Source organism: Streptomyces sp. NPDC001796 (assembly GCF_042892355.1).
Taxonomy (GTDB): domain Bacteria; phylum Actinomycetota; class Actinomycetes; order Streptomycetales; family Streptomycetaceae; genus Streptomyces.
The window spans coordinates 468,922-491,751 of the sequence record NZ_JBIAUC010000003.1 but is presented as its reverse complement, the minus strand read 5'-3'; the positions used below and the strand labels follow the sequence as shown (position 1 = coordinate 491,751).

The window sequence follows — 22,830 nt, the reverse complement described above, 5'->3', positions numbered from 1 at the left end:
GTATGCATACGGGGTTTCTCCCAGCAAGGGGGCACTCGACAAATTATCCTGCCCAGCCATCCCTTCACCGTTCATTTTCCTGTGCTGCACGTAACAGACGACGACTTCAGCTGAACGCTTGTTCGGTCCCCATCCGCAGGACAGAGAGGCGGCTTCCGGCCATCGGACGTGGGGGCACGGGACGGTCAACACGGGCGAGACGCGCCCACCACGGAGTGACACCGGACCGGCCGCCCAGTCCGGTTTCGCGCCGTTCCCCACGCCCAGGGCCCCGGTACGAGCGGGTTCGGGGCGCGGCCGGGCCATTAGGCTGCGGCCGAGCCGCGCCGGTCGGGGAGCGCCGCGCGGCTGCCCGAGCCGCCGTCGACGGAAGCGAGCCGAACCTTGAACTTCCTCACCATCGGTCACCGCGGAGTGATGGGTGTCGAACCCGAGAACACCCTCCGGTCCTTCGTCGCCGCCGAACGCGCGGGCCTCGATCTGATCCAGCTGGATCTGCGTCTGAGCAAGGACGATGCACTCGTGGTCATGCACGATGACCAGGTGGACCGTACGACCGACGGTACGGGGCCGATCGTGGAGAAGACCCTCGCCGAGTTGCGCGCGCTCGACGCGGGCCGCGGTGAGCGCGTCCCCGTCCTCGAGGAGGTCCTGGACGCGGTCAGGACACCGGTCCAGGCGGAGATCAGGGACGTGGCGGCGGCACAGGCGCTGGCGGAGGTGATGCACCGCCGGGACCTGGTCGGCCGGGTGGAGGTGTCCTCGTTCGACGACGAGGCGGTCAGGGAGATCGCCCGGCTCGTGCCGGGCGTCCGCACGGCGCTGATCGCCGGCCGCTACGGCACCGACGTCGTGGAGCGTGCCGTGCAGGCCGGCGCGGCGACCGTGTGCCTCGACATCCGCCGGCTGACCCTGGAGGTCGTCGAGCACGCGCGCCAGGCGGGCCTGAGGATCATCGGCTGGGTCGTCAACACCCCGGAGCACCTGCGGCTCGCCCGTGCGCTCGAGCTGGACGGCGCGACCACCGACTACCCGGAGATCAAGCGCACCGGCCGCTTCACGGCGTGACCTTCACGCACACGGTCACACCAGCGGCTTGACCAGCAGCTCGAACTGGAGGTCGTCGCGCTGGGGGATGCCGAAGCGTTCGTCGCCGTACGGGAAGGGGCTCATCCGTGCCGTACGGCGGTAGCCGCGCCGCTCGTACCAGGCGATGAGGTCGTCCCGGACGGAGATGACGGTCATCTGCATCTCCTTGACGCCCCACGTCTCGCGGGCCGTGCGCTCCGCCTCCGCGATGACCGCCTTGCCCAGGCCGCCGCCCTGCAGCGTGGGGCTGACCGCGAACATGCCGAAGTAGGCGTGGTCGCCGCGGTGCTCGAGCTGACAGCAGGCGATGATCGCCCCCTCGCGCTCCACGGTCAACAGCCGGCTGTCGGGCGACTTGATCACCTCCAGCACGCCCTCCGGGTCGGTCCGCCGGCCCTCCAGGATGTCCGCCTCGGTGGTCCAGCCCACCCGGCTGGAGTCGCCGCGGTACGCCGACTCGACCAGCGCGACCAGCGCGTCCACGTCGGCCTCCGTGGCGTCGCGGAAGGCAAGACCGGTCGGGGCGGTGTCAGCGGTGGCGGGGCTGTCCATTGGGATGCTTCTCCGTGTTCCGTGGCGCGGCGCGGGCACCGATGAGGGTAACCCGCCCACTAGGCTCCACATGCATGGTCCACGTACTGAGCAGCCGCACCCTTCTGCGCCCGGCCGATCCGGAGCGGTCCCGGGCCTTCTACGGTGGGAAACTCGGGCTCCCGGTCTACAGGGAGTTCGGGACGGGGCCGGATCGCGGGGTCGTGTACTTCCTCGGCGGCGGCTTCCTCGAGGTGGCGGGCCGCAGCGAGACCCCGCCCTCACCGGCCCTGAAGCTGTGGCTGCAGGTACCGGACGTGGCCTTGGCGCACACGGAGCTGGCCGACGCGGGGGTCGCGATCGTGCGGCCGCCGGTGAAGGAGCCGTGGGGTCTGATCGAGATGTGGATCGAGGACCCGGACGGCACCGAGATCGTGCTCGTCGAGGTCCCGGCCGACCACCCCATGCGGTACCGCCCGGGGACCTGATGCCTCCCGCCGGGTGGCCTTGGCGTGGTCCGGGGGCCCCGGTGACGGAGATGTCTTGGGCCCGGTCTTCCAGCCGGGTGCCGCTCCGCCTCGGCGGACGAGCTCCGTCAAGGGGCCGCCGTCAGCGGCGTGACCGTCACCCGGTCGATGACCGGGGCGTGCGCCGGGCGCCGACCGTAGGGGTCGGGGGTGTCGCCGTCGACCAGCCGACGTGACGGGCGTACGGCCCGGGTGTGCGCTGTCAGCCGCGCGGTGCGCCGAGCCGGCCTTCCAGCTGGACGAGCAACTCGCCCAGCAATTGCGCGAGGTGACGCCGGTCGTCGGTGCCGAGCCCGGACAGGGCGGCGGTCTCGTAGGAGAGTTGCTCGGGCAGGACGGCGTCGACCAGCTCGCGGCCCTCCTCCGTCAGATGCACATGCGCCACGCGGCGGTCACGGGAGTCCCCGCGCCGCTCGACGAGGCCGCGCTCGGCGAGCTGCTTGATCCGTTTGGTGACCGCTGCGCCGGAGGAGAAGGTCTCCCGGGCCAGCTCGCCGGGCGTCAGCTCGTGCCCCGTGCGGCGCAGCGTGCCGAGGACGTCGAACTCCGGCCGGGTGAGCCCGGCGCGGCGCAGCGGTGCGTCCTCGGCCTGCTGCAGCAGGGCGGCGCAACGGTTGACCCGCCCGATGATCTCCATGGGCCCGGTGTCGATGTCGGGACGGACGGCCCGCCACTGGCGCACGACGGCGGCGACGATGTCGCTCGCGACGGGACTCGGCCCGGCCGCACCGCCCTGCGCCCGCGTCGTCGGTCCGTTCACTGCCGTCATGTCCGTGCGCCTTCCGTCCGTGCGCCTTCCGAGGCGGGCAGCCCCTGCCGTCGTACCGTCGCCGCGAGCGTACGGTGTCCGGCCTGTTCGGTGCGCAGCACCCGCTCCTCGGGCAGGGCGCGCTGCCACCACTCGCCGGCCGCGGCGTCGGCCGTGGCGCGCAGTTCCACGAGGGCCGCGGCGAGGGCGCGGCGTGCGCTTTCCAGGGCACCCGGCTCGGCGTGCCCGGCGGCCAGGAGCCGGGCCGCGCGCTCGCGGGCACGGTCGACGGCGGCGAGGGCGTGGTCGAGGCGGTCGCCGGCCCGCCGATTGGTGACGACGATCGCGGCGACGAAGCCGACCAGCGCTCCGATGAGGGTGTCCAGGACCCGGTCGGCCATCAGCGCTGCGGCCTCCTGGTGGCGGGCGAACTCGGTGATGAGCAGGGCCATCGGCGTCACACAGACGCTGCCGAGCCAGTAGTTGCGGCTGATGAGCGCCTCGGCGCCGAAGTTGAAGACCAGGCCGCAGAGCACGAGGGCAAGCTGGTTCAGGTGCGCGAGCGGGGCGATGGCCGCGAAGAGGAGGACGCCGAGGAGGTTGCCGATGACGCGCTGGACACCTCGGCGCCAGGTGAGGGTGACATTGGCCTGGTAGAGCGAGGCCGCGGTGACCAGCGCCCAGTACGGGCGGCCGACGCCCAGCGCGAGGGAGACGTATCCGGCGAGGGCGCAGCCGAGGGCGGTGCGCAGGGCGATGGGGGCGAGCGGGCCGAGCCTGCGGTGCAGGGCGCGCGGCGGGCTCGCGAGTTCGGCTTCCATGCCGAGGAGTTCGTCGGCGGTCGCGCCGAGGTCGTCCGGGAGCGGGACGGGCCCGGTGCCGCGCAGGTCGCGCGCCCAGGAGCGCAGCCGCTCGGGGTCGGTGTCGCCGGGCGCCGCGAGCGCCACCTCGGCACGGACGACGAGCCGTGCCAGCGCGCGCCGAGGTGCGGAGCCGGTGGACAGCAGCGACTGCCAGGCGGTGTGCACGGCGGCAGCGGCACCGGCCCGGGCGGTGGGCGCCCCGGTCTCGGCGAACACGGCGGCTGCGCTCAGGGCGTGGGCGGTGGCGCGGCGCTCGGGCCCGTGCGGCCGCAGCAGGCCGGGGGCCATGCCGACGACCCAGGACCAGGCACCCGCCGCGGCGGCAAGACCCAGGTGGGCGGGGACCTGACCGAGGGTCTGCGGGGCGAACAGCGACGCCGAGCCGACGAAGGTGAAGATCACGTTGCCGGGCGGCCCGATGCGGGTCGCGTCGCAGAGCGCCTTCTGCACCGCCGCCAGCAGGGCGCCCACGGTCACCAGGACCACGGCGTTCGTGGTGAGGGACGCGGCGACCAGCGCGACGGCGAGACCGCCGAGCATGCCGAGGACGACCCGGACGAGGGTCAGGGCGCGGGCCGCGTACGGGCGGTTGTGCGCGTAGAGGGCGCACAAGGAACCCGCCATCGTGTAGACGGCCAGGTCGAGGCGGCCGAGGGCGAGCAGCGTCAGGTTCGGCGGGGCGATCGCGGCGACCACGCTCAGCGCGGGCTTGAACCAGATCTCGGAGGGTCGGCCGAGGCGCAGATGGCCGGAGAGCGGCAGAGGGCGCACTCGGGAGGTTCGCGGGGTGACACTGCTCATGGACATAAGCTTAGCAGATGTTTTACTCGTAAATGATTGGGTGGCGACCGCACTCCGGCCTGCCGCGCGATCCCCGCGCTCCCCCTCATACCCCTGTGCGCTTGCGTACGCACCCTGCGTCACGGGCATGCCCCCCGTGACCGTCCCAGACCGTCCAGCGGGGGAGGTGCGCGGTGCACGGACCGGCTTCGCCCGGCTGGCTGCTCGTCGCGCTGTGCGCGGCGACCGGGGCCTACTGTCTGCTGCGGATGCGCAGCGCCGTCGAGGAACAGCGCCGAGCCGCAGGAGGCGAGGCGCTGATGGGGTTCGGCATGGCGGTGATGGCCGTGCCCGCGGCGGTCGCCGTGCCGCCACGCGCCGTGTGGATCGCGTACGCCGTGGTCTTCGGCGGGGCCGCCGTACGGGCCCTGTGGGAGGCCCGGGGCGGCGCCCACCATCTGCACCATCTGGTCGGCGCCTGCGCCATGGTCTACATGGCGGCGGCGATGGCCGCCTCATCCGGACACCACGCGCACGGCGGCGTATCTCTGCTGACCGGCGCACTGCTGCTCTACTTCACGGTCTATGTGCTGTGGTCCGGAGCACGGCTGGTGCCCGCGGTGGCGGTGGCCGCGGCCGGGGGTGCGCCGGGCACGGGCTGGGGCGACCGGCCCGAACTCGCGCGTGCCTGCCGCCTGTCCATGGCGATCGCGATGCTGGCGATGCTCCTCGCGCTGTGACCCGGGCGCTGGCCCAGCCTGCGTCAGGTCGGCGGTGGGACAAGGCGCCGGCGCAACCGTGGCGTGCGTCACTTTGCCACGACAGTACGTAGGCCGTGCCCCTGCCCGGCTCATAGGCTTCGGCCCATGATGGTCCCCGCGGCACTGCTGCTGCTCGGCGCCCTGACCGCCGTCCTCGCTCCGCGGCTGCTCGCCCGGGCGGACTGGCCGGACCGCGAGCCGGTGGTCGCCCTGTGGGTGTGGCAGTGCGTGGTGGCGGCGGTCCTGGTGTGCTGCGTGCTGTCGATGACGCTGAGCGCGGCCGCCGCGTGGGCGGCCGTTCGGGGCCATGTGTTCGCCCCCGCCCCGCACTCGGTCGTGGCCGCGTACGCGCTGAGCACCGGGAGCCCCTGGGCCGCCACGACCGCGGTGGCGCTGGCGTGCGGTGGCGCGTGGAGCGCGGCGATGCTGGTCCGGGAGGTCTCGCGGGCACGGGTGCGCCGCCGGCGCAGCCGCGCCGCACTGCTGGTGCGGGCCCCGCTGCTGCCCGGCGAGGAGCCGCGCGGCGACCGACTTGTGGTGCTGGAGGGGGAGCGCCCGGACGCCTGGTGGCTGCCCGGGCCGGCACCCCAACTGGTCATCACGACGGCCGCGTTGCGCCGACTCAAGGGCAGTCAACTGGACGCGGTGCTCGCCCATGAGCAGGGCCACGCGCGGGCCAGGCACGACTGGCTGCTGCACTCCTCGGCCGCACTGGCCAACGGATTTCCCCAGGTGCCCGTCTTCGCCGCGTTCCGCGACGAGATGCACCGGCTGGTCGAACTCGCCGCCGACGACATGGCCTCGCGCCGCCACGGCCGCCTCACCACCGCGCTCGCACTGGTTGAACTCAATGAGGACCGTGGCGTGTTCGGGCCCTGCCCCACCCCGCAGGCCCATGTTCCGCAGCGTGTGCACCGCCTCCTCACTCCCCCGGACCGGCTTCCGGCGGCGCGGCGGCTGCGGCTGACGGCGACCGCGGCGCTGGTTCCGGTGATTCCGCTGCTGGTGGCGTTCGTACCGGGACTGCGCGCACTCGGGTAGCCACGGGAGGCGCCCGGCGGCCCTGGCTTGACCGGTGGCCGCACGTGTCGGCGAGGATCACGGTATGCACCCCGCGCCCGTCGACTCACCGTCCCGTCCTCCGGCTCCGCGGACCGCGGCGCTCACCGCCGCCGCCCTCGCCGCCCCGTCAGTGCTGCTCCTGGTGCTCGTCGCCGTCTCCTGGCGTCCGCTCATGACGCTCGACGGCGACATCGCGACCACCACACACCGCTGGGCGGTCGAACACCGCGGAATCACGCACGCGTCCCGGATCCTCACCGACTGGGTGTGGGACCCCCAGACCATGCGCGTCCTGTGCGCGGCCGCCGTCGTCGGGCTGCTGTGGCGGCGCAGAGCGCGGCTCGCGCTGTGGGTGGCGGCCACGTGCGCGCTCGCGGCGCTGGCGCAGAACGCGCTCAAGGCGGCTGTCGGCCGACCCCGCCCTGTGTGGCCGAATCCCGTCGACTCCGCCCACTACGCGGCCTTCCCCTCCGGTCACGCCATGACGGCGACCGTGGTGTGCGGACTGCTGCTGTGGCTCCTGCACCGCCACGGCGCCGGGCGCCTGTTGTGGGGTACGGCACTCACGGTGGCCGTGGTCTCGGTCGTGGGCGTCGGGCTGACGCGCATCTGGCTGGGCGTGCACTGGCCGTCGGACGTGCTGGGCGGCTGGCTGCTGGGGGCCCTGCTGGTCGCGCTCGCGGCGGCGTCGTACGAGCGGTGGTGCCGAGGGGAGGAAGAGCCGGTCCGGCGCGAACGGCGTCCTTGACCGTGGGGTGCGGGTCACGAAGGATCGCCCCCATGGCGATCAAAGGCGTGCTCTTCGACTTCTCCGGGACCCTCTTCCGCGTCGAGTCGACCGTGTCGTGGCTGCGCGCGGTGCTCGCGGAGGCCGACGTGACGCTGCCCGAGAGCGAGTTGCTGCGGCTGGCGGGCCGGCTGGAGGCCGCGGGCGCGCTGGCGGGCGGTGCCTCGCCCACGGGGCCGCTCCCGGACGACCTGGCCGCGCTGTGGGCGGTACGGGACCGCAGCGCCGAGGCTCACCGGGCCGCTTACACCGGGCTCTCCCGCCGGGTGGAACTGCCGGACGCGCGGCTGCACGACGCGCTGTACGACCGTCACATGACGCCCGCCGCCTGGCGGCCCTACCCGGACACGGTCGAGGTGCTGGCCGCGCTGCGCGAGCGCGGGGTGGCCGTCGGCTTGGTCAGCAACATCGGCTGGGACCTGCGGCCGGTCTTCCGCGAGCACGGCGCCGACCGGTATGTGGACGCGTACGTGCTGTCGTACGAACACGGCATCCAGAAGCCGGACACCCGGCTGTTCGGGCTCGCCTGCGACGCGCTCGGCGTCGCTCCTCAGGACACACTGATGGTCGGCGACGACCGCCGCGCCGACGGCGGCGCGGCGGACCTGGGCTGCGCGGTGCACTTCGTGGAGCACCGCACGGTGACGGAGCGCCCGGACGGGCTCCGCCCGGTGCTGGACCTGATCGGCTGAGCCGGGTGCGCGCCCAGGCTCTCAGCTCTCGTAGCCCTCCACCTGCGACGCCGGGCGGACCTGGGCCTCGTCCGGGTTCTCGCCGAACTCGGCCTTCGCGCGGCGCTGGCGCAGCAGGTCCCAGCACTGGTCCAGGGCGCGCTCCACCTCGCCGAGGCGCTCCTGTTCCGTCGCACTGTCGATGCGGCCGGACGACAGCGCCTCGCGCAGGGCTCGCTCCTCCTCAACCATGGCCGAAATCCTGCCCAGGATCTGGTCCTGATCCATGTCTGCACGCCTCCTCGGTGACTGCTGACCACTCTAGGGAGGGTCGACCCGCCGTGCGACAGCGGTGGCCGGAGAGAAAGAGGTCCGCGCCTGCCCTGGACCATCCCCCGTGTGGCCCGGGGCAGGCGCCGCCCGGAGCCGGCCTGCGAGGCCGGTCCCGGGACGCACTGAGTATAGTTGGCTGGCAGCCAGTCAACGCAGGAGTCCAGGATGTCGCCGCGCAGCGCCTCGGTCAATGAAGAATTGCGGCGGCGTTCCCGCGAACGGCTTCTGCACGCGGCTGTCGAACTGGTCAGCGAGCGCGGCTACGACGCGACCACGCTCGGCGACATCGCGGACCGCGCCGGCTCCGCGCGGGGCCTGGTGTCGTACTACTTCCCCGGCAAGCGGCAGCTCCTCCAGTCGGCCGTGCACCGGCTGATGCACCGCACCCTGGAGGAGGCGCTGGAGCGCGAGCCGCGCACGGAGGACGGCCGGGAGCGGATGGCGCGGGCCATCGACGCGATCCTGGGCCTGACCGTGCACCACCCCGTGCTGATGCGGCAGCACATGGCGGGGATCCTGCAGGCCGAGGGGTTCGTGCAGTGCCCCGAGCAGAAGCGGCTGGCGGAGCTGCTGCGGGACACGGTCGCACGGCACGGCTCGACGGACCCCGACGCCGACTACCCGATGCTGCGGGCCCTGCTGATGGGCGCGGTCTACGCGGCACTGGTGCCGGGCGTTCCGATGCCGCTCGCCGTCCTGCGGGCGGAGTTGTTCAAGCGGTACGGCCTCGCCTGGGAGATGGGTGCCCCGCCGGCCCCCGAGGGGACCGACGAGGCGTACGACGCGGATCTGTCGCGGTTCTTCGCGACGGAGGACCGCCCGCCGGAGAGCGGCGGTCAGCCGAAGTAGTCCGGCTGCGTCTGGACGTTCAGCTCACCGAGCCGCACCCGTTGCGCGGGGTCCGTTCGGCGGTCGGTCAGCTTCAGGACGTCGAACCCCTTGGCGATGTCGTTCGAGTAGATGTACCCGTTGTAGTAGTACGCCGACCAGGAGCCGCCGACGGTGAGGGTGTCCGTGGTGAGCGGTCCACGCTCGAAGTAGGCGATCTCCTCGGGGTGCGCGGAGTCGGTGAAGTCCCAGACGGAGACACCGCCCTGGTACCAGGCCTGGACCATGAGGTCGCGGCTCTTGACCGGGATCAGCGACCCGTTGTGGGCGACGCAGTTCTCGGTGTCCGCCTGGTGGCGCGGGATCTTGTAGTAGCCGCGGAATACGAGCTTGCGGCTCTCGCCCTTGCCGACGATGTCATAGATGCCGTCGGCGCCGCGGTTCGGACCGATCTGCGCGTTGCAGGTGGCCCCGCCGCCTCCGCCCAGCTCGTCGGTGAAGACGACCTTGTCCGCCTTCTGGTTGAAGGTGGCCGAGTGCCAGAACGCGAAGTTCACGTTGTCCTGGACCCGGTCGATGACCTTGGGATGCTCCGGGTCCTTGATGGACATCAGGATGCCGTCGCCCATGCAGGCGCCCGCCGCGAGGTCCTTGGAGGGCAGCACGGTGATGTCGTGGCAGCCGGTGGTCTTGGAGACGCCCGGGTTGGTGGGTGCGCCGGGGTTGCCGCCGCCGTCCGGTCCTTCACCGGGGAAGAGCACCGGGAAGCTCACCACCGCGGCCTTCTCGGGCGCCTTGCGCGGCACCTTGATGACCGAGATGCCGTCGTGCGGCGGCTGGCAGTCGGGGAACGTGCTGCTCGGCGAGTACGAGGAGACGTAGATGTAGACGTTGTCGCGCTTCGGCACCAGCGAGTGCGTGTGCGAGCCGCAGGCGGTCTCGACGGCGGCGACGTACCTGGGGTTCTTCTTGTCGCTGATGTCGAAGACCTTCATGCCCTCCCAGGACGACTTCTCGGTCGCGGGCTGCGTGGTGCTGTTGCAACTGCTGTCGCTGCGCGAGGAGTCGGTGGACAGGAAGAGCAGATTGCCGGAGACGGAGACGTCGTTCTGCGAGCCGGGGCACAGGACCTGGGCGACCGTCTTCGGGGCCTTGGGGTCGGCGATGTCGAAGATGCGGAAGCCGTCGTAGTTGCCGGCGAAGGCGTACCTGCCCTGGAACGCCAGGTCCGAGTTGAAGCCGGGCAGTGCGTCCTTGGGGATGTTGGCGAGGTGCTGGAGGTTGGCGGAGTGGACGATCTCGTCCTGGCCGGGTATCCCGCCGTCCGCGATCGCCTTCCTCGCCTGGGTCTCGGTGCTCCTGGACACCTCGCGGGAGGCGGGAACGTCTCCGGGATCGGGGGTGGCGGCCGCGGGTTGGGCCGTGAGCAGTGCGGCCAGGAGTCCGGCCGCGACGGCGCCGACTCCCAGGCGTCTGCGCCGCGTTCGGTGGTCGTGGGACAGGGTCACTGTGTCCTCCCTGGTGGCCGTTCGGGCTTGAACGGATCACGGACCTCCGAAGTATCGTCTTTCTCATGGGCAGATCAACAGATGGCAATGCACTCGTAACGAACGTCTTTGGTCGCGCGCGTGCTCCGCGCCGCCGTGCGTCCGTCATGTCGCTGGCGGCGCTGCCGCTGGCGATCGCCCTGATCACCGGGTGCGACTCCGGGTCGGGAGGCAACTCGGCCGCCACGGGCGGCCCTTCGGTCATCGCCCCCGGAAAGCCCGGCGAGGCGGCGCAGACGCTTTCCGCGGAGGAAGCCGGCAAGCGGCGCGCGGAGGACGACACTCCGAACGCGGCGGACTTCTCCTACGCGCGGATGATGATCGAACATCACCGGCAGGCGCTCGAGATGACACGACTGGCGCCGCAGCGTGCGCAGTCGGACGGGGTGAAACGACTCGCGGCAAGGATCACTGCCGCGCAGAAGCCTGAAATCGACTCGATGGAAGCCTGGTTGACGGAGCACGCGAAGGACGACCACGGCAGCACCCACCAGCACGACGCGATGCCGGGCATGGCGACCGAGGCCCAGTTGAAGCAGTTGCGCGCGGCGGAGGGCAAGGCGTTCGACGAACTGTTCCTCAAGCTGATGATCGCTCATCACGACGGCGCCGTCACGATGGCTACGGAGGCGAAGGGCGAGGGCAACAACATCCAGATCGAGGAGATGGCCGACGATGTGATCGCGCAGCAGACAAGCGAGATCAGCCGGATGCGCCAGATGCTGTGAGGGGTTCGCCAGCGCGTGCCCGGCCCGGTCAGCTCCGGGTATGACGCGGCGTCAGGAACCCGGCGTCCCGCGCTCCGGCGATCAGTTTCAGCGAGCGGCGCCGGCTTCGGCCCGTCGCACACATGACCGCGTACACCGGGTCGACGCCCTCGGTCTGGGCAGCGCGGTACTCCTCGGCGGCCAGACGCCACCCCTCGACGCCGCGCGGCCAGGCGGCACGGTGCCGGTCCGCCGGTGCCCCCAAAGGCTCGTACGGCGCCCCGGAGTCCGCACCGCACGCCTCGAGCAGCGGTTCCTCGATCCAGTCGACGAGGGCCGTCAGATCGCCGAGCGACAGGGGCGGCTGGGCCCGCACCTCCTCGATCGACACGCCGCCGCCCGCAACCACGGCGAGGACGTCGACCTGGCCCCCGTCGGGCAGATCGAGCCGGACCGCGTACCACGACGTGACACTCCCGTGCTCCCGCACTTCCCAGGCGGGCCACACGGCCACCGGCACATCCGACCGGGATCGATCGGAAAAATCCTGAAAGGACACCTCCAGCACACACGGAACGTAAGCGACTGATCACATACCATGCGGAGAGCCACGCACAGAAGGAGCGCGCACCGCACCCCGTCGGCCCAGCGGCACGCCCCCTCCCCTCCCGCCGTGCGCGGTGCAATGCTGGAGCCACCAGCGATCTCCTCCGCGAGGGAGTTCCGCCGTGCTGCATGTCGCCGTCGTCGGCTCGGGTCCGAGCGGGGTCTACACCGCCCAGGGTCTGGTCCAGCAGGATCCACAGGTGCGCGTCGACGTTCTCGACCGCCTGCCGTGCCCGTACGGGCTGGTGCGGTACGGCGTGGCCCCCGACCACGAGAAGATCAAGTCCCTGCAGAACAATCTGCGCACGGTCCTGGAGCACGAGCGGATCCGCTTCCTCGGCGGCGTCCAGGTGGGCGGGGGCGGCGTGCCGGCCGCCCGGCTGCGGGAGCTGTACCACGCGGTGGTCTACTGCGTGGGCGCCGCGACCGACCGGCATCTCGGCATCCCGGGCGAGGACCTGCCGGGCAGCTGGTCGGCCACCGAGTTCGTGTCCTGGTACAGCGCGCACCCGGACTCCGTCGAGAAGGGCTTCCTGCACGACGCGCGGGCGGCCGTGGTGATCGGCGTCGGGAACGTCGCGGTCGACGTGACCCGGATCCTGGCCCGCGAGGTGGCGGACCTGAGCCCCACCGACATGCCGCAGGCGGCGCTCACCGCACTGGCCGCCAACAAGGTCACGGAGATCCACATGGTGGGGCGGCGCGGCCCTTCCCAGGCCCGCTTCACCACCAAGGAGCTGCGCGAGCTGGGCACCCTGCCGGACACCGACGTGGTCGTGGACGAGGGCGAACTGGCGCTCGACCCGGCGTACGTCGATCCGTCCGGGCTGCCGGCCACCCAGCGCCGCAACGTGGAGGTGCTGCGCGGCTGGGCCGCGGCACCACCGAGCGGTGCGGCGCGGCGGATCCGGCTGCGGTTCTTCCTGCGCCCGGTCGAACTGCTGGCCGACGGGGGCCGGGTGGGCGCCGTGCGCTTCGAGCGGACGCTGCCCGACGGACAGGGCGGGGTAACCGGCAGCGGGCGGTACGAGGACATCGAGGCACAGCTCGTGCTGCGTTCGGTGGGCTACCGCGGAGTGCCGCTGGAGGGGCTGCCGTTCGACACGAAGACCGGCACCGTGCCTCATCGGGCGGGACGGGTGCTGCGCGACGGGGAGGTCTCCCCCGGCGAGTACGTGGCGGGGTGGATCAAGAGGGGCCCGACGGGCGTCATCGGAACGAACCGCCCCTGCGCGAAGGAGACGGTGACCTCGTTGCTCCAGGACGCGCCCGGGCTGGCCGCCCGCGAGGTCCCGGAGGATGCGCTCGCCGCCCTGCGGGGGGAGGGAGCGCGGCCGGTCGAATGGCCGGGATGGCTGGCGATCGAACGGGCGGAGGCGGCGCTCGGGGCGTCCCTGGGCCGGGGAGTGGTGAAACTCCCGGACTGGCAGTCGCTGATGGCCGCCGCGCACGACACAGTCCCGCAACACCCCTGAAATCAACAAACTGTTCAAGGAGCCTACGTTCTCCCCCATGCCCACCGTGCACCCCGTTGACGAAGTCCCCCCTATACGCCAACTCACCGCCTACGCCCTGCAACACGTCCTCGCCATGTACGCCGGCGCCGTGGCGGTACCGCTCATCGTCGGCGGTGCCATGAAACTGCCGGCCGCCGACCTGGCCTATCTCATCACCGCCGACCTGCTGGTGTGCGGGATCGCGACCCTCATCCAGTGCGTCGGCTTCTGGCGCTTCGGCGTACGGCTGCCCATCATGCAGGGCTGCACCTTCGCCGCCGTGTCCCCCATGGTGCTCATCGGGACGACGGGCGGCGGTCTCCCCGCCATCTACGGCTCGGTGATCGTCGCGGGCCTCGCGATCATGCTGCTGGCGCCCGTCTTCGGCAGACTCCTGCGCTTCTTCCCACCCCTTGTCACCGGTACGGTCATCCTGATCATCGGCCTGTCGCTGTTGCCGGTGGCCGGCAACTGGGCCGCCGGCGGCCAGGGTTCGAAGGACTTCGGGGAGCCGGGGAATCTGGCCCTCGCGGCCTTCGTGCTGCTGGTCGTGCTCGCGGTGCAGCGCTTCGCGCCGGCGTTCCTGAGCCGGATCGCGGTGCTGATCGGCATCGTGGTGGGACTGGCGGTCGCGGTGCCGTTCGGCTTCACGGACTTCGGCGGGCTAGGACGCGCCGACTGGGTCGGGATCAGCACGCCGTTCCACTTCGGTACGCCCGTCTTCCACGCTTCGGCGATCGCGTCCATGCTGGTGGTCGCGGTGGTGACGATGACGGAGACCACCGGCGACCTGATCGCGGTCGGCGAGATGACCGGCCGCGGGGCAGAGCCGCGCTCCCTCGCGGACGGCCTGAGGGCCGACGGGCTGTCGACCATCCTCGGCGGTGTGTTCAACACCTTCCCCTACACGGCGTACGCCCAGAACGTCGGCCTGGTCGGCATGACCCGGGTGCGCAGCCGCTGGGTCGTGGCGGCCTCCGGCGGCATGCTCGTGCTGCTGGGTCTGCTGCCCAAGCTGGGCGCGGTGGTCGCGGCCGTTCCTGCGCCGGTGATCGGCGGGGCGGGTCTGGTGATGTTCGGGACGGTCGCCGCGAGCGGACTGAGGACGCTGAGCGGCGTCGACTTCCGGGGCAACCACAACCTGACGGTGGTGGCCGTCTCGCTGGCGGTCGGCATGCTGCCGGTCGGGGTGCCGACGGTCTACGAGAAGTTCCCGGACTGGTTCCAGACGGTGATGAACAGCGGCATCAGCGCCGGCTGTCTGACCGCGATCGTATTGAATCTGCTCTTCAACCACCTGCCCTCGAAGGCCGGTTCAGCCGTCCTGGAGGCGGACGGCCTGACGCGCGGCGGCGGCGAGGAGGGTGTCGAGGAGCCCCGGGAAGAGATCGTCTAGGTCGTCCCTGCGCAGGCCGTTCATCTTGGCCGTGCCCCGGTAGACCTGCCGGATCACCCCGCTCTCGCGGAGCACCCGGAAGTGGTGCGTGCTGGTGGACTTGGTGACGGGCAGGTCGAAGTGCGAACAGGGGAGCTCGTCGCCGACGGCGGCGAGCTCCCGCACGATCCGCAGCCGTATGGGGTCGGACAGCGCGTGCAGCACGGCCTCCAGACGGATGTCCTCACGCACCGGGTGCGGAAGGTCGCGGCTGCCGAGAGCGGGGGCGGCGGGGGTCACAACGGCTCCAGTTCGTCCGGGGGTCCGTCCGGCGGGGCGTCCGGGAGACTCCCCTTCACGCCTTCATCGTACGAGGACCATCGTAGTTTGACATCCGCCGTACTACGATGGCTATCGTACGACGGTCGTTGTCGGCACCGCACCGAATGGAGTCCGCCGTGAGCGCGCTCTTCGAACCCCTCACCCTGCGCGATGTGACGGTCCCGAACCGCCTCTGGATGCCTCCGATGTGCCAGTACTCGGCGGCCCCCGAGGGGCCCGGCACGGGCGCACCGACCGACTGGCACTTCGCGCACTACGCGGCGCGCGCGACCGGCGGCACGGGACTGATCGTCATCGAGGCGACGGCCGTCTCCCCCGAGGGCCGCATCTCCCCGTACGACCTCGGCCTGTGGAACGACACCCAGGTCGAGGCGTTCCGGCGGATCACAGGCTTCCTCAAGGAGCAGGGCACGACTCCGGCGGTCCAGCTCGCACACGCCGGGCGCAAGGCGTCGACGGACCGGACCTGGAAGGGCGGCGCGCCGGTCGGCCCCGACGCGCACGGCTGGCAGCCCCTCGCGCCGAGCCCGGTGCCGTTCGACGCACGCCATCCCGTGCCGACGGAGCTGACCGCGACCGGTGTCCAGGAGATCGTGGGGCGGTTCGCGGACGCGGCCCGCCGCGCCCTGGCCGCCGGCTTCGAGGTCGTGGAGATCCACGGCGCGCACGGCTACCTCATCAACGAGTTCCTCTCCCCCCACTCCAACCACCGCACGGACGCCTACGGCGGCTCGTACGAGAACCGCACGCGCTTCGCGCTCGAGGTCGTCGACGCGGTGCGGGAGGTGTGGCCGCAGGACAAGCCGCTGTTCTTCCGCATCTCGGCCACCGACTGGCTGGACGAGGGCGGCTGGACGGCCGACGACACGGTCCGCTTCGCGGCCGACCTGAAGACGCACGGCGTGGACCTCCTCGACGTCTCGACCGGCGGCAACGCGGCGGGCGTCCGCATCCCGACGGGCCCCGGCTACCAGGTGCCCTTCGCCGCCCGGGTGAAGGCGGAGACATCCCTGCCGGTGGCCGCGGTCGGACTCATCACCGAACCCGAGCAGGCCGAGAAGATCCTGGTCAACGGGGAGGCGGACGCGGTGCTGCTGGGCCGCGAACTGCTCCGCAACCCCTCCTTCGCCCGCCTCGCGGCCCGCGAACTGGGCGGCGAGGTGCGGGTCCCGGACCAGTACCACCGTTCCGTCTGATCCTGTCCTCCCCACCCGCGAGAACGTCCAGCGCACCGGGGACACGGCCGGCGGTGTGTCCCCGGGCGTCGGCACATCGGCGAGGGTCAGGTCGCGTGCGGCCGGTCGCGGGTCAGCCCGTCATCCGGCCCCACATCGGTCCGAACCGCGCCCAGGACTCGTCCCACTGCGCCATGCGCCGGCGTTCCAGGCGTTCGCGCAGGATGCGTCCGCCCACGAACGGGACCGCCGCCGCGCCGGCCCCCGCCAGCACCCCGACCATGGCCGCGCGGACCTGGGCCTGGGACTCGGTGGCAGGCTGGGTCACCAGGGCGCCCGCACGGTCCGTCCACACGGTGACGGCCGTGCCCGTGGGGCTGCCGGCGGCCACCCGGGCCTGCCCGGCGTGCGACGAACCGTCTTCGCCCGTCCACCGCACCTTCGCCCAGACCCGCTGCGCCCCGGCGGCGCCCCCCTTCGGGGCGTCCTGGGTGACCAGGGCCACGACCGGGTGCCACTGCGCCCGCTCCTCGGCCAGCCCTCGCTCCACCGAGTGCGTCGCCGCCCATCCCGTGAGCACTCCCCCGGCCACGGTCACGGCCCAGACCGCCAGCACCACCCAGGCCTCCAGCGCATCGCTGCGGCGCCGCAGCGGATTGCGCCGCCACCGCCACAGCCACACCCTGCGACCGCGGAACGTCATCGACGACAGCCACCTCATCGATGGCATCCTCCTCACGCATACACGGACACCCCCCGACCGCCCTCCCATACGCGAGCGGGCCCGCCGCTGCTCACCCGACGTCCGCCGGTCCTCGGGTCCGAGGTCTCCGCGCGAAGCCTCCAAGGCTCGCCCGTCGCCCGGCGTGTGCCCTTCTCCGGTCTTCGGAAACACTGCTCTGACCTGCGGTGACTCCGTCCACGAGGGTGACTGTCAGTGCCGGGGTGCACACTGGCCCATGTCTGGAACAACGGCGTTTCGGAGGTGGCCGGCATGGCCGACGTACTGCTCACCGTGGGCACACGCAAAGGACTGTTCATCGCGCGGCGGCGAGGCGGCGCCTGGGAGTTCGACGAAAGCCCGTACTTCAACGCACAGGCCGTCTACTCGGTGGCCATCGACACCCGGGGCGCCACCCCGCGCCTGCTGGCCGGAGGGGACAGCTCGCACTGGGGGCCCTCGGTGTTCCACTCCGACGACCTGGGCCGCACCTGGACGGAGCCCGCGCGGCCCGCCGTCAAGTTCCCCAAGGACACCGGCGCTTCGCTGGAGCGCGTCTGGCAGCTGCACCCGGCCGCGGCGGAACCCGACGTGGTGTACGCGGGCACGGAACCGGCCGCGCTGTACCGCTCGGAGGACCGCGGCGAGAGCTTCGAGCTGGTGCGCCCCCTGTGGGAGCACCCGACGCGCGGCAAGTGGGTGCCGGGCGGAGGCGGCGAGGGCCTGCACACCGTGGTCACCGACAGACGGGACCCGAAGGCCGTGACGGTCGCCGTGTCGACGGCCGGCGTCTTCCGCACCCGGGACGGCTGCGCGAGCTGGGAGCCGTCCAACTACGGGGTCTCCGCGGTGTTCCTGCCCGACCCGAACCCCGAGTTCGGCCAGTGCGTGCACAAGATCGCACAGGACACGGCGGCTTTGGACCGGCTCTATCTGCAGAACCACTGGGGGGTGTACAGAAGCGACGACGCGGGCGCCCACTGGACGGACATCGGCGAGGGACTGCCGTCGACGTTCGGGTTCGCCGTGGCCGCCCATCCGCATCGCGGGGACACGGCGTACGTCTTCCCGATCAACGCGGACGCGGACCGCGTCCCGGCCGGTCGCCGATGCCGCGTGTTCCGGACGGCGGACGCGGGCAAGAGCTGGGAGCCGCTCACGGCGGGCCTGCCGGCCGAGGACCACTACGGCACGGTCCTGCGGGACGCCCTGTGCACGGACGACGCGGACCCGGCGGGCGTCTACTTCGGCAACCGCAACGGCGAGGTCTACGCGTCGGCGGACGACGGTGACAGCTGGCAACAGCTCGCCTCCCATCTTCCGGACGTGCTGTGCGTACGGGCGGCGGTGATCGCCTGATCCGACATCAATCCACCGGTTGAGGCCCCTGTTCACGCGCCGCGCGATCATTCCCGGTCACCCATGGGTTACCGGTTGATCGCCAGTGCGCGCGCGGCAGTAGGGTGACGCCCGTGGCACCACGACCGTTGCATGAAATCGTCGAAGCAGGCTGGGCGAAGGCCCTGGAGCCGGTGGCCGAACGGATCGCCGCGATGGGAGACTTCCTGCGCGCGGAGATCGCCGCGGGGCGCACCTACCTCCCGGCGGGACCGAACGTCCTGCGGGCCTTCCAGCAGCCCTTCGACGACGTCCGGGTCCTGATCGTCGGCCAGGACCCCTATCCCACACCGGGCCACGCCGTCGGGTTGTCGTTCTCGGTCGCCCCGGACGTACGGCCGCTGCCGGGCAGCCTGATCAACATCTTCCGGGAGCTGACCGCCGACCTGGGCCTGCCCCAGCCGTCCAACGGCGACCTCACCCCGTGGACCAGGCAGGGCGTGCTGTTGCTCAACAGGGCGCTCACCACGGCTCCGCGGCGACCCGCGGCCCACCGTGGCAAGGGCTGGGAGGAGGTCACCGAGCAGGCGATCCGGGCGCTGGCCGGGCGCGGCAAGCCGCTGGTGTCCGTCCTGTGGGGCCGCGACGCGCGCAATCTGCGCCCGCTGCTGGGCGATCTCCCTGCGATCGAGTCCGCACACCCGTCGCCGATGTCGGCGGACCGGGGCTTCTTCGGCTCACGGCCGTTCAGCCGGGCCAACGACCTGCTGATCCGGCAGGGCGGACAGCCGGTGGACTGGCGTCTGCCGTGACACCCTCCGGGCCGGGGCCCGTTCCGTCGGCGGGTGTACCCGGCGCCGTGCCGGCGGCCGTGCTCGCCGTGGACTCCGGGGGCTCCGGCCTTCGGGTCGCCCTCGCCCCGCGCGGCGGCCCGGCCTCGGCGGCGACGGTCCCGCGCACGTCCCGGGAGCCGGTGCGCACCGGTGCCCGGGGGATCGATGCCGAGCATCTGCTCGAACAACTCCTGCCGATCGCACGGGGATTGCTGGCGGACGCCGGTGGTGCCGAACTGCGGGCGGTCGCGGTCGGGGCGGCAGGTCTGGCCACGTTGGGCGACGACCTGCGCGCCCGGCTTCCCGGCGCGCTCGCCCGTGAGCTCGGTGTACGCAGGGTGGCGCTGGTCGCGGACGCCGTCACCGCCTACGTGGGCGCGCTCGGCGCACGCCCCGGGGCGATGGTGGCGGCCGGCACGGGCCTGATCGCGCTCGGCACGGATCTGACGGGCTGGCACCGTGCGGACGGCTGGGGTCATCTGCTGGGCGACTGCGGCGGCGGCGCGTGGATCGGGCGGGCCGGGCTGGAGGCGGCGCTGCGCGCGCATGACGGGCGGCCCGGCGGTTCGGAGCGTCTGCTGGCGCGGGCCGAGGCGATGTTCGGCCCGGTCACCGGCCTGCCCGGCAAGGTGTACCCGCGCCCCGACCGGGCCGCGGTGCTGGCCTCGTTCGCTCCCGAAGTGGCCGCCTGCTCCGCGGAGGACCCGGTCGCCGACGGCATCCTGGGCGCGGCCGCCCGGCACATGGCCGAATCCGCGGCCACCGTGTGCCCCGCCTCGGGCGAGCCCCGCGTCGCCCTCACCGGGGGCGTGTTCCGCATGGGCGAGCCCCTTCTCGTACCGCTGCGGCGCGAGTTGGCGCGCCAGGTGCCGCAGGCACGCCTGGTCCCCGCGGAGGGCGACCCCCTGCACGGCGCCGTACGCATCGCGCTCGCACTCGCGAACGATTCATTGACACTCCCCGACGACGAACACCTGTTGCATGTCGTGACCGAAAAGAGCGAGTGATTCCCCTTGCCGGGAGAGGGAAGTTACGTCCTCGTAAGCGGCGGAAAAGTCACACCGTATCGATCACTTCTCATAGGCACGTAACTCATCAGACAAAACCGGACGGATACCGCTCACCTGCACCCTCCCCGAACAGAGGAGCCCACAAAGCCAGTAGCATGCGGCGCCATGAGCTCCCCCACTGGGCCCGCATCCGGCCTGCCTGTACGAATGCCGCGACCCCGCCAGCCCGGGCGGCACCGCCGCCCGGAACCCGTGGTGGCTCCCGAGGGCGCGCCTGCGCTCGTCCTCGCGGTGCCGGGCACGCCCAGCGCCGCCACGCGCAGCCTCGCCGAGGAGGTCGTGAGCATCGCGCGTTCCGAGCTGCCCGGCCTGGACGCGCGCATCGGCTACCTGGACGGGGACGACGCGGAGTTCCCCGCGCTGAAGTCCGTGCTCACGCACACCGCCGAGGAGCGCACCGCGCGCTACGAGCAGGCGGTCGCCGCCGGCCTGGAGGTCAAGGAGCCCGACGGCCCCGTCGCCGTGGTGGTGCCGCTGCTGGCCGGGCCGGACAGCGCGCTGCTGCGCCGGGTCCGCCAGTCCGTCATGGACAGCCGGGTCGCGGCCGACCTGACCGATGCCCTCGGCCCGCACCCGCTGCTCGCCGAGGCGCTGCACGTGCGTCTGTCCGAGGCCGGTCTGGCCCGTGCCGACCGTGCCCGTCTGTTCACGGTCGCGACGGCCGCGGACGGCATCATCCTCGCCTCCGTGGGCGGTGACGAGGCCGTGCAGGCGGCCGGGATCACGGGCATGCTGCTGGCCGCGCGGCTCGCCGTCCCGGTGATGGCGGCGGCGCTGGACCAGGAGGGTTCGATCACGTCCGTGGCCGAGCAGCTGCGCTCCTCGGGCTCGCAGCAGCTGGCGCTCGCGCCGTACCTGATCGGCCCGGAGCTCGAGCCGGGGCTGCTGGAGGCGGCCGCCGAGGAAGCGGGCTGCCCCGCCGCCGAGGCGCTCGGCCCGTACCCGGCGATCGGCAAGCTCGCGCTCGCCAAGTACACGACGGCGCTGGGCATCGCCCCGCAGCAGCCGCAGGGGGCGCCGGTCCGCTGACCCCACCGGACACCCGTACGACCAAGGGCCCGCTCCCGGAGGAGCGGGCCCTTGGTCGTGTCACGGACAAGGCTGCCGCCGGTCCCACTGTGGAGTGACCGGCGTCACACCCGAACCGGGGTCGAACCATGCAGCGGAACGGCCAGGGCGATCAGGGCCCGTTCCAGTCCGTGGAGGTGGCTGAGGGCCTGCTCGGCGCCGGGGTGGTGACCCGGGACGCCCGCGAAAGACGTCAGGGCGCGTTCGGGGACCGCTCCGAGCAGCGCCTCCACCGCGGTTTCGACGCGCCGGCACGCGTCCGTGAGACGGGCGTCGTGCGAGGCGTCCGGGTCGGCGGCGACGGCGACGAGGCCGCGCGTTTGACGGGCGCACTCGTCGAGCAGCGCCAGTACCTGGCGGGCCCGGGCCTTGCGCGCCCGCAGCGGATTCAACGGATGCACCAACGGCGCGAGCGCCTGCCGGACGCGCCCCAGCAGCGCCTCCAGCTCCGCCGCGCGCGGCGCGGGGTCCGCCTCCGGGTCGCCCGCGAGCCGCCGTGCCGCCGCGGCGGTGCAGGCGTGCACCGCGCGCACGGCCCGGCGCACCCACTGGTCGGTGACCGTGTGCGTGGTGACCGGCAGCACGAGCGCGACGGCGAGGGCCGCCCCCAGGGCCCCGGCAGCCGTCTCCGCGAGGCGCAGTGCGAGCAGCCCCGGGTGCAGCACGCCGAGGAGGCCGTAGAGCAGGCCCGCCATCACGGTGACGAAGAACATCATCCAGCTGTACGACGGGGCCGCCGTGTAGAAGATGCCGAACACGCAGACGGCGACGAGCACGGCGGTGGGCGTCGGGGCGCCGTGCAGCGGCACCGCGACCAGCAGTCCGGCGAGGATGCCGGTGACCGTGCCGACGACCCGTCGGAAGCCGCGCACCAGCGTCTCGCCGCGCGAGGCGGTGTTCACGAAGATCCACCAGGCGGTGCCGACGGCCCAGTACCAGCGCTCGTGGGACAGCACCTGGCCCGCTGCGACGGCGAAGGCGCAGGCGGCGGTCGCCTGGAAGGCTTGGCGGGTGGTGGGCCTGGCGAGGCCGCGGCCGCCGAGCGGTGCCGGCGCGGCGGGCGGAGGCGTACGGCGTTCGACGCACCACACCCCGAAGCGCACCGTCGAGGCGGTGGCGAGCGAGAGCGCCACGGCCGCGTACAGCTCCGGCAACTGCTCCGGCACGGCGTGCAGGAACTGCGCGACGAAGAAGGTCATGAAGGCGAAGATGCCGAGCGCATGTCCGCGCGGCCCCCAGCGACGGGCGTACACACCGGTGAAGACGACCGCGAGCCAGACCGCGTCCCGCACCGCCGGCACAGCGTGCAGGGCGGTCGCGAGCGTGAGGACCGGAAGGCCGACGGCGGGCAGCAGCGCGGTGGTGACCGCCTGGCCGCGCACGGTCGGGTCGGCGACCGTGAACAGCGCCAGCAGCGCGGCGAGCCCGCCGGTGACCGAGGCCGCCAGCGGCAGCCCGGCCGTCTCGCACGCGGTCACGGCGAGGCCGATGCCGAGCACCGCGCGCAGCGACACGCGCAGCCGGAACAGCCCCGGATCCGGAGCCGTGAACATCTTCTTGAACTTCTTCAGC

24 protein-coding genes are annotated in these 22,830 nt (G+C 72.6%); 15 read left to right on the top strand and 9 right to left on the bottom strand.

Annotated elements, in window-relative coordinates:
* Positions 1-384 precede the first annotated feature (384 nt).
* Positions 385-1,068: a glycerophosphodiester phosphodiesterase gene (locus tag ACFYZE_RS08985; protein WP_388990338.1), complete on the top strand. Its 684-nt coding sequence runs from the start codon at positions 385-387 to the stop codon at positions 1,066-1,068.
* 15 nt (positions 1,069-1,083) lie between these two features.
* Here ACFYZE_RS08985 and ACFYZE_RS08980 read toward each other — a convergent pair whose 3' ends face one another.
* Positions 1,084-1,641, bottom strand: a complete 558-nt coding sequence (locus ACFYZE_RS08980; RefSeq protein WP_388990336.1) for a GNAT family N-acetyltransferase — start codon at positions 1,639-1,641, stop codon at positions 1,084-1,086.
* Between the two features lie 74 nt (positions 1,642-1,715).
* Here ACFYZE_RS08980 and ACFYZE_RS08975 point away from each other — a divergent pair, with 74 nt between their 5' ends.
* Positions 1,716-2,108 carry a VOC family protein gene (locus tag ACFYZE_RS08975; RefSeq protein ID WP_388990334.1) on the top strand — a complete coding sequence of 131 codons (393 nt, stop codon included), beginning with the start codon at positions 1,716-1,718 and terminating at the stop codon, positions 2,106-2,108.
* 241 nt (positions 2,109-2,349) lie between these two features.
* Here ACFYZE_RS08975 and ACFYZE_RS08970 read toward each other — a convergent pair whose 3' ends face one another.
* A complete protein-coding gene (locus ACFYZE_RS08970; protein WP_388990332.1) occupies positions 2,350-2,916 on the bottom strand; it encodes a MarR family winged helix-turn-helix transcriptional regulator in 567 nt (188 codons plus the stop codon).
* Complete coding sequence (locus ACFYZE_RS08965) at positions 2,913-4,559, bottom strand: FUSC family protein (RefSeq protein ID WP_388990330.1); 1,647 nt, start codon at positions 4,557-4,559, stop codon at positions 2,913-2,915. The genes ACFYZE_RS08970 and ACFYZE_RS08965 overlap by 4 nt, the downstream gene beginning before the upstream one ends.
* Before the next feature lie 173 nt (positions 4,560-4,732).
* Here ACFYZE_RS08965 and ACFYZE_RS08960 point away from each other — a divergent pair, with 173 nt between their 5' ends.
* The 4 genes from ACFYZE_RS08960 to ACFYZE_RS08945 all read left to right on the top strand — a co-directional run bounded on the left by ACFYZE_RS08960 (position 4,733) and on the right by ACFYZE_RS08945 (position 7,840).
* On the top strand, positions 4,733-5,278 hold the full coding sequence (locus ACFYZE_RS08960) for a DUF5134 domain-containing protein (RefSeq protein WP_388990328.1): 546 nt from the start codon (positions 4,733-4,735) through the stop codon (positions 5,276-5,278).
* Between the two features lie 126 nt (positions 5,279-5,404).
* Positions 5,405-6,340, top strand: coding sequence for a M56 family metallopeptidase (locus tag ACFYZE_RS08955; RefSeq protein ID WP_388990327.1), 936 nt, complete (start codon positions 5,405-5,407; stop codon positions 6,338-6,340).
* A 64-nt stretch (positions 6,341-6,404) separates the two neighbouring features.
* Positions 6,405-7,109, top strand: coding sequence for a phosphatase PAP2 family protein (locus tag ACFYZE_RS08950; protein WP_388990325.1), 705 nt, complete (start codon positions 6,405-6,407; stop codon positions 7,107-7,109).
* Positions 7,110-7,141: 32 nt separating this feature from the next.
* Complete coding sequence (locus tag ACFYZE_RS08945) at positions 7,142-7,840, top strand: HAD family hydrolase (protein WP_388990324.1); 699 nt, start codon at positions 7,142-7,144, stop codon at positions 7,838-7,840.
* A gap of 21 nt (positions 7,841-7,861) precedes the next feature.
* Here ACFYZE_RS08945 and ACFYZE_RS08940 read toward each other — a convergent pair whose 3' ends face one another.
* Positions 7,862-8,107 carry a DUF2630 family protein gene (locus ACFYZE_RS08940; RefSeq protein WP_388990322.1) on the bottom strand — a complete coding sequence of 82 codons (246 nt, stop codon included), beginning with the start codon at positions 8,105-8,107 and terminating at the stop codon, positions 7,862-7,864.
* Positions 8,108-8,317: 210 nt separating this feature from the next.
* Here ACFYZE_RS08940 and ACFYZE_RS08935 point away from each other — a divergent pair, with 210 nt between their 5' ends.
* Positions 8,318-9,001 (top strand): TetR/AcrR family transcriptional regulator, encoded by a 684-nt coding sequence (locus ACFYZE_RS08935; RefSeq protein WP_388990320.1) that lies wholly within the window; start codon positions 8,318-8,320, stop codon positions 8,999-9,001.
* Here the strand turns inward: ACFYZE_RS08935 and ACFYZE_RS08930 are convergent.
* Positions 8,989-10,488 carry an LVIVD repeat-containing protein gene (locus tag ACFYZE_RS08930; RefSeq protein WP_388990318.1) on the bottom strand — a complete coding sequence of 500 codons (1,500 nt, stop codon included), beginning with the start codon at positions 10,486-10,488 and terminating at the stop codon, positions 8,989-8,991. The two genes, ACFYZE_RS08935 and ACFYZE_RS08930, sit on opposite strands and share 13 nt — an antisense overlap.
* Before the next feature lie 65 nt (positions 10,489-10,553).
* Here ACFYZE_RS08930 and ACFYZE_RS08925 point away from each other — a divergent pair, with 65 nt between their 5' ends.
* Positions 10,554-11,255 carry a DUF305 domain-containing protein gene (locus ACFYZE_RS08925; RefSeq protein WP_388990316.1) on the top strand — a complete coding sequence of 234 codons (702 nt, stop codon included), beginning with the start codon at positions 10,554-10,556 and terminating at the stop codon, positions 11,253-11,255.
* 28 nt (positions 11,256-11,283) lie between these two features.
* On the opposite strand, the gene ACFYZE_RS08920 is transcribed toward ACFYZE_RS08925, so the two are convergent.
* On the bottom strand, positions 11,284-11,748 hold the full coding sequence (locus tag ACFYZE_RS08920; RefSeq protein ID WP_388990314.1) for a DUF6214 family protein: 465 nt from the start codon (positions 11,746-11,748) through the stop codon (positions 11,284-11,286).
* Positions 11,749-11,962: 214 nt separating this feature from the next.
* Here ACFYZE_RS08920 and ACFYZE_RS08915 point away from each other — a divergent pair, with 214 nt between their 5' ends.
* Both ACFYZE_RS08915 and ACFYZE_RS08910 read left to right on the top strand, forming a co-directional pair.
* A complete protein-coding gene (locus ACFYZE_RS08915) occupies positions 11,963-13,315 on the top strand; it encodes an FAD-dependent oxidoreductase (protein WP_388990312.1) in 1,353 nt (450 codons plus the stop codon).
* Between the two features lie 37 nt (positions 13,316-13,352).
* Entirely contained in the window at positions 13,353-14,732 is a 1,380-nt protein-coding gene (locus ACFYZE_RS08910) for a nucleobase:cation symporter-2 family protein (protein ID WP_388990310.1), read from the top strand.
* On the opposite strand, the gene ACFYZE_RS08905 is transcribed toward ACFYZE_RS08910, so the two are convergent.
* Positions 14,652-15,011: an ArsR/SmtB family transcription factor gene (locus ACFYZE_RS08905; RefSeq protein ID WP_388990308.1), complete on the bottom strand. Its 360-nt coding sequence runs from the start codon at positions 15,009-15,011 to the stop codon at positions 14,652-14,654. The genes ACFYZE_RS08910 and ACFYZE_RS08905 overlap by 81 nt on opposite strands.
* A gap of 158 nt (positions 15,012-15,169) precedes the next feature.
* Between ACFYZE_RS08905 and ACFYZE_RS08900 the strand changes: the two genes are divergently transcribed.
* Entirely contained in the window at positions 15,170-16,249 is a 1,080-nt protein-coding gene (locus ACFYZE_RS08900) for an NADH:flavin oxidoreductase/NADH oxidase (protein ID WP_388990306.1), read from the top strand.
* Positions 16,250-16,361: 112 nt separating this feature from the next.
* Here the strand turns inward: ACFYZE_RS08900 and ACFYZE_RS08895 are convergent, their stop codons facing one another.
* Positions 16,362-16,931 (bottom strand): hypothetical protein, encoded by a 570-nt coding sequence (locus ACFYZE_RS08895; protein WP_388990591.1) that lies wholly within the window; start codon positions 16,929-16,931, stop codon positions 16,362-16,364.
* A gap of 291 nt (positions 16,932-17,222) precedes the next feature.
* Here ACFYZE_RS08895 and ACFYZE_RS08890 point away from each other — a divergent pair, with 291 nt between their 5' ends.
* The 4 genes from ACFYZE_RS08890 (at position 17,223) to ACFYZE_RS08875 (ending at position 21,219) form a co-directional block, all read left to right on the top strand.
* Positions 17,223-18,308, top strand: a complete 1,086-nt coding sequence (locus ACFYZE_RS08890; protein ID WP_388990304.1) for a WD40/YVTN/BNR-like repeat-containing protein — start codon at positions 17,223-17,225, stop codon at positions 18,306-18,308.
* Positions 18,309-18,421: 113 nt separating this feature from the next.
* The gene (locus ACFYZE_RS08885; protein ID WP_388990302.1) at positions 18,422-19,099 is read left to right on the top strand and encodes a uracil-DNA glycosylase; all 678 of its coding nucleotides are present in this window, start codon (positions 18,422-18,424) and stop codon (positions 19,097-19,099) included.
* Positions 19,100-19,146: 47 nt separating this feature from the next.
* Positions 19,147-20,127 (top strand): N-acetylglucosamine kinase, encoded by a 981-nt coding sequence (locus tag ACFYZE_RS08880; RefSeq protein WP_388990300.1) that lies wholly within the window; start codon positions 19,147-19,149, stop codon positions 20,125-20,127.
* Positions 20,128-20,295: 168 nt separating this feature from the next.
* Positions 20,296-21,219: a sirohydrochlorin chelatase gene (locus ACFYZE_RS08875; protein WP_388990298.1), complete on the top strand. Its 924-nt coding sequence runs from the start codon at positions 20,296-20,298 to the stop codon at positions 21,217-21,219.
* 104 nt (positions 21,220-21,323) lie between these two features.
* Here the strand turns inward: ACFYZE_RS08875 and ACFYZE_RS08870 are convergent, their stop codons facing one another.
* On the bottom strand, positions 21,324-22,811 hold the full coding sequence (locus ACFYZE_RS08870) for an FUSC family protein (RefSeq protein WP_388990590.1): 1,488 nt from the start codon (positions 22,809-22,811) through the stop codon (positions 21,324-21,326).
* Positions 22,812-22,830 lie beyond the last annotated feature (19 nt).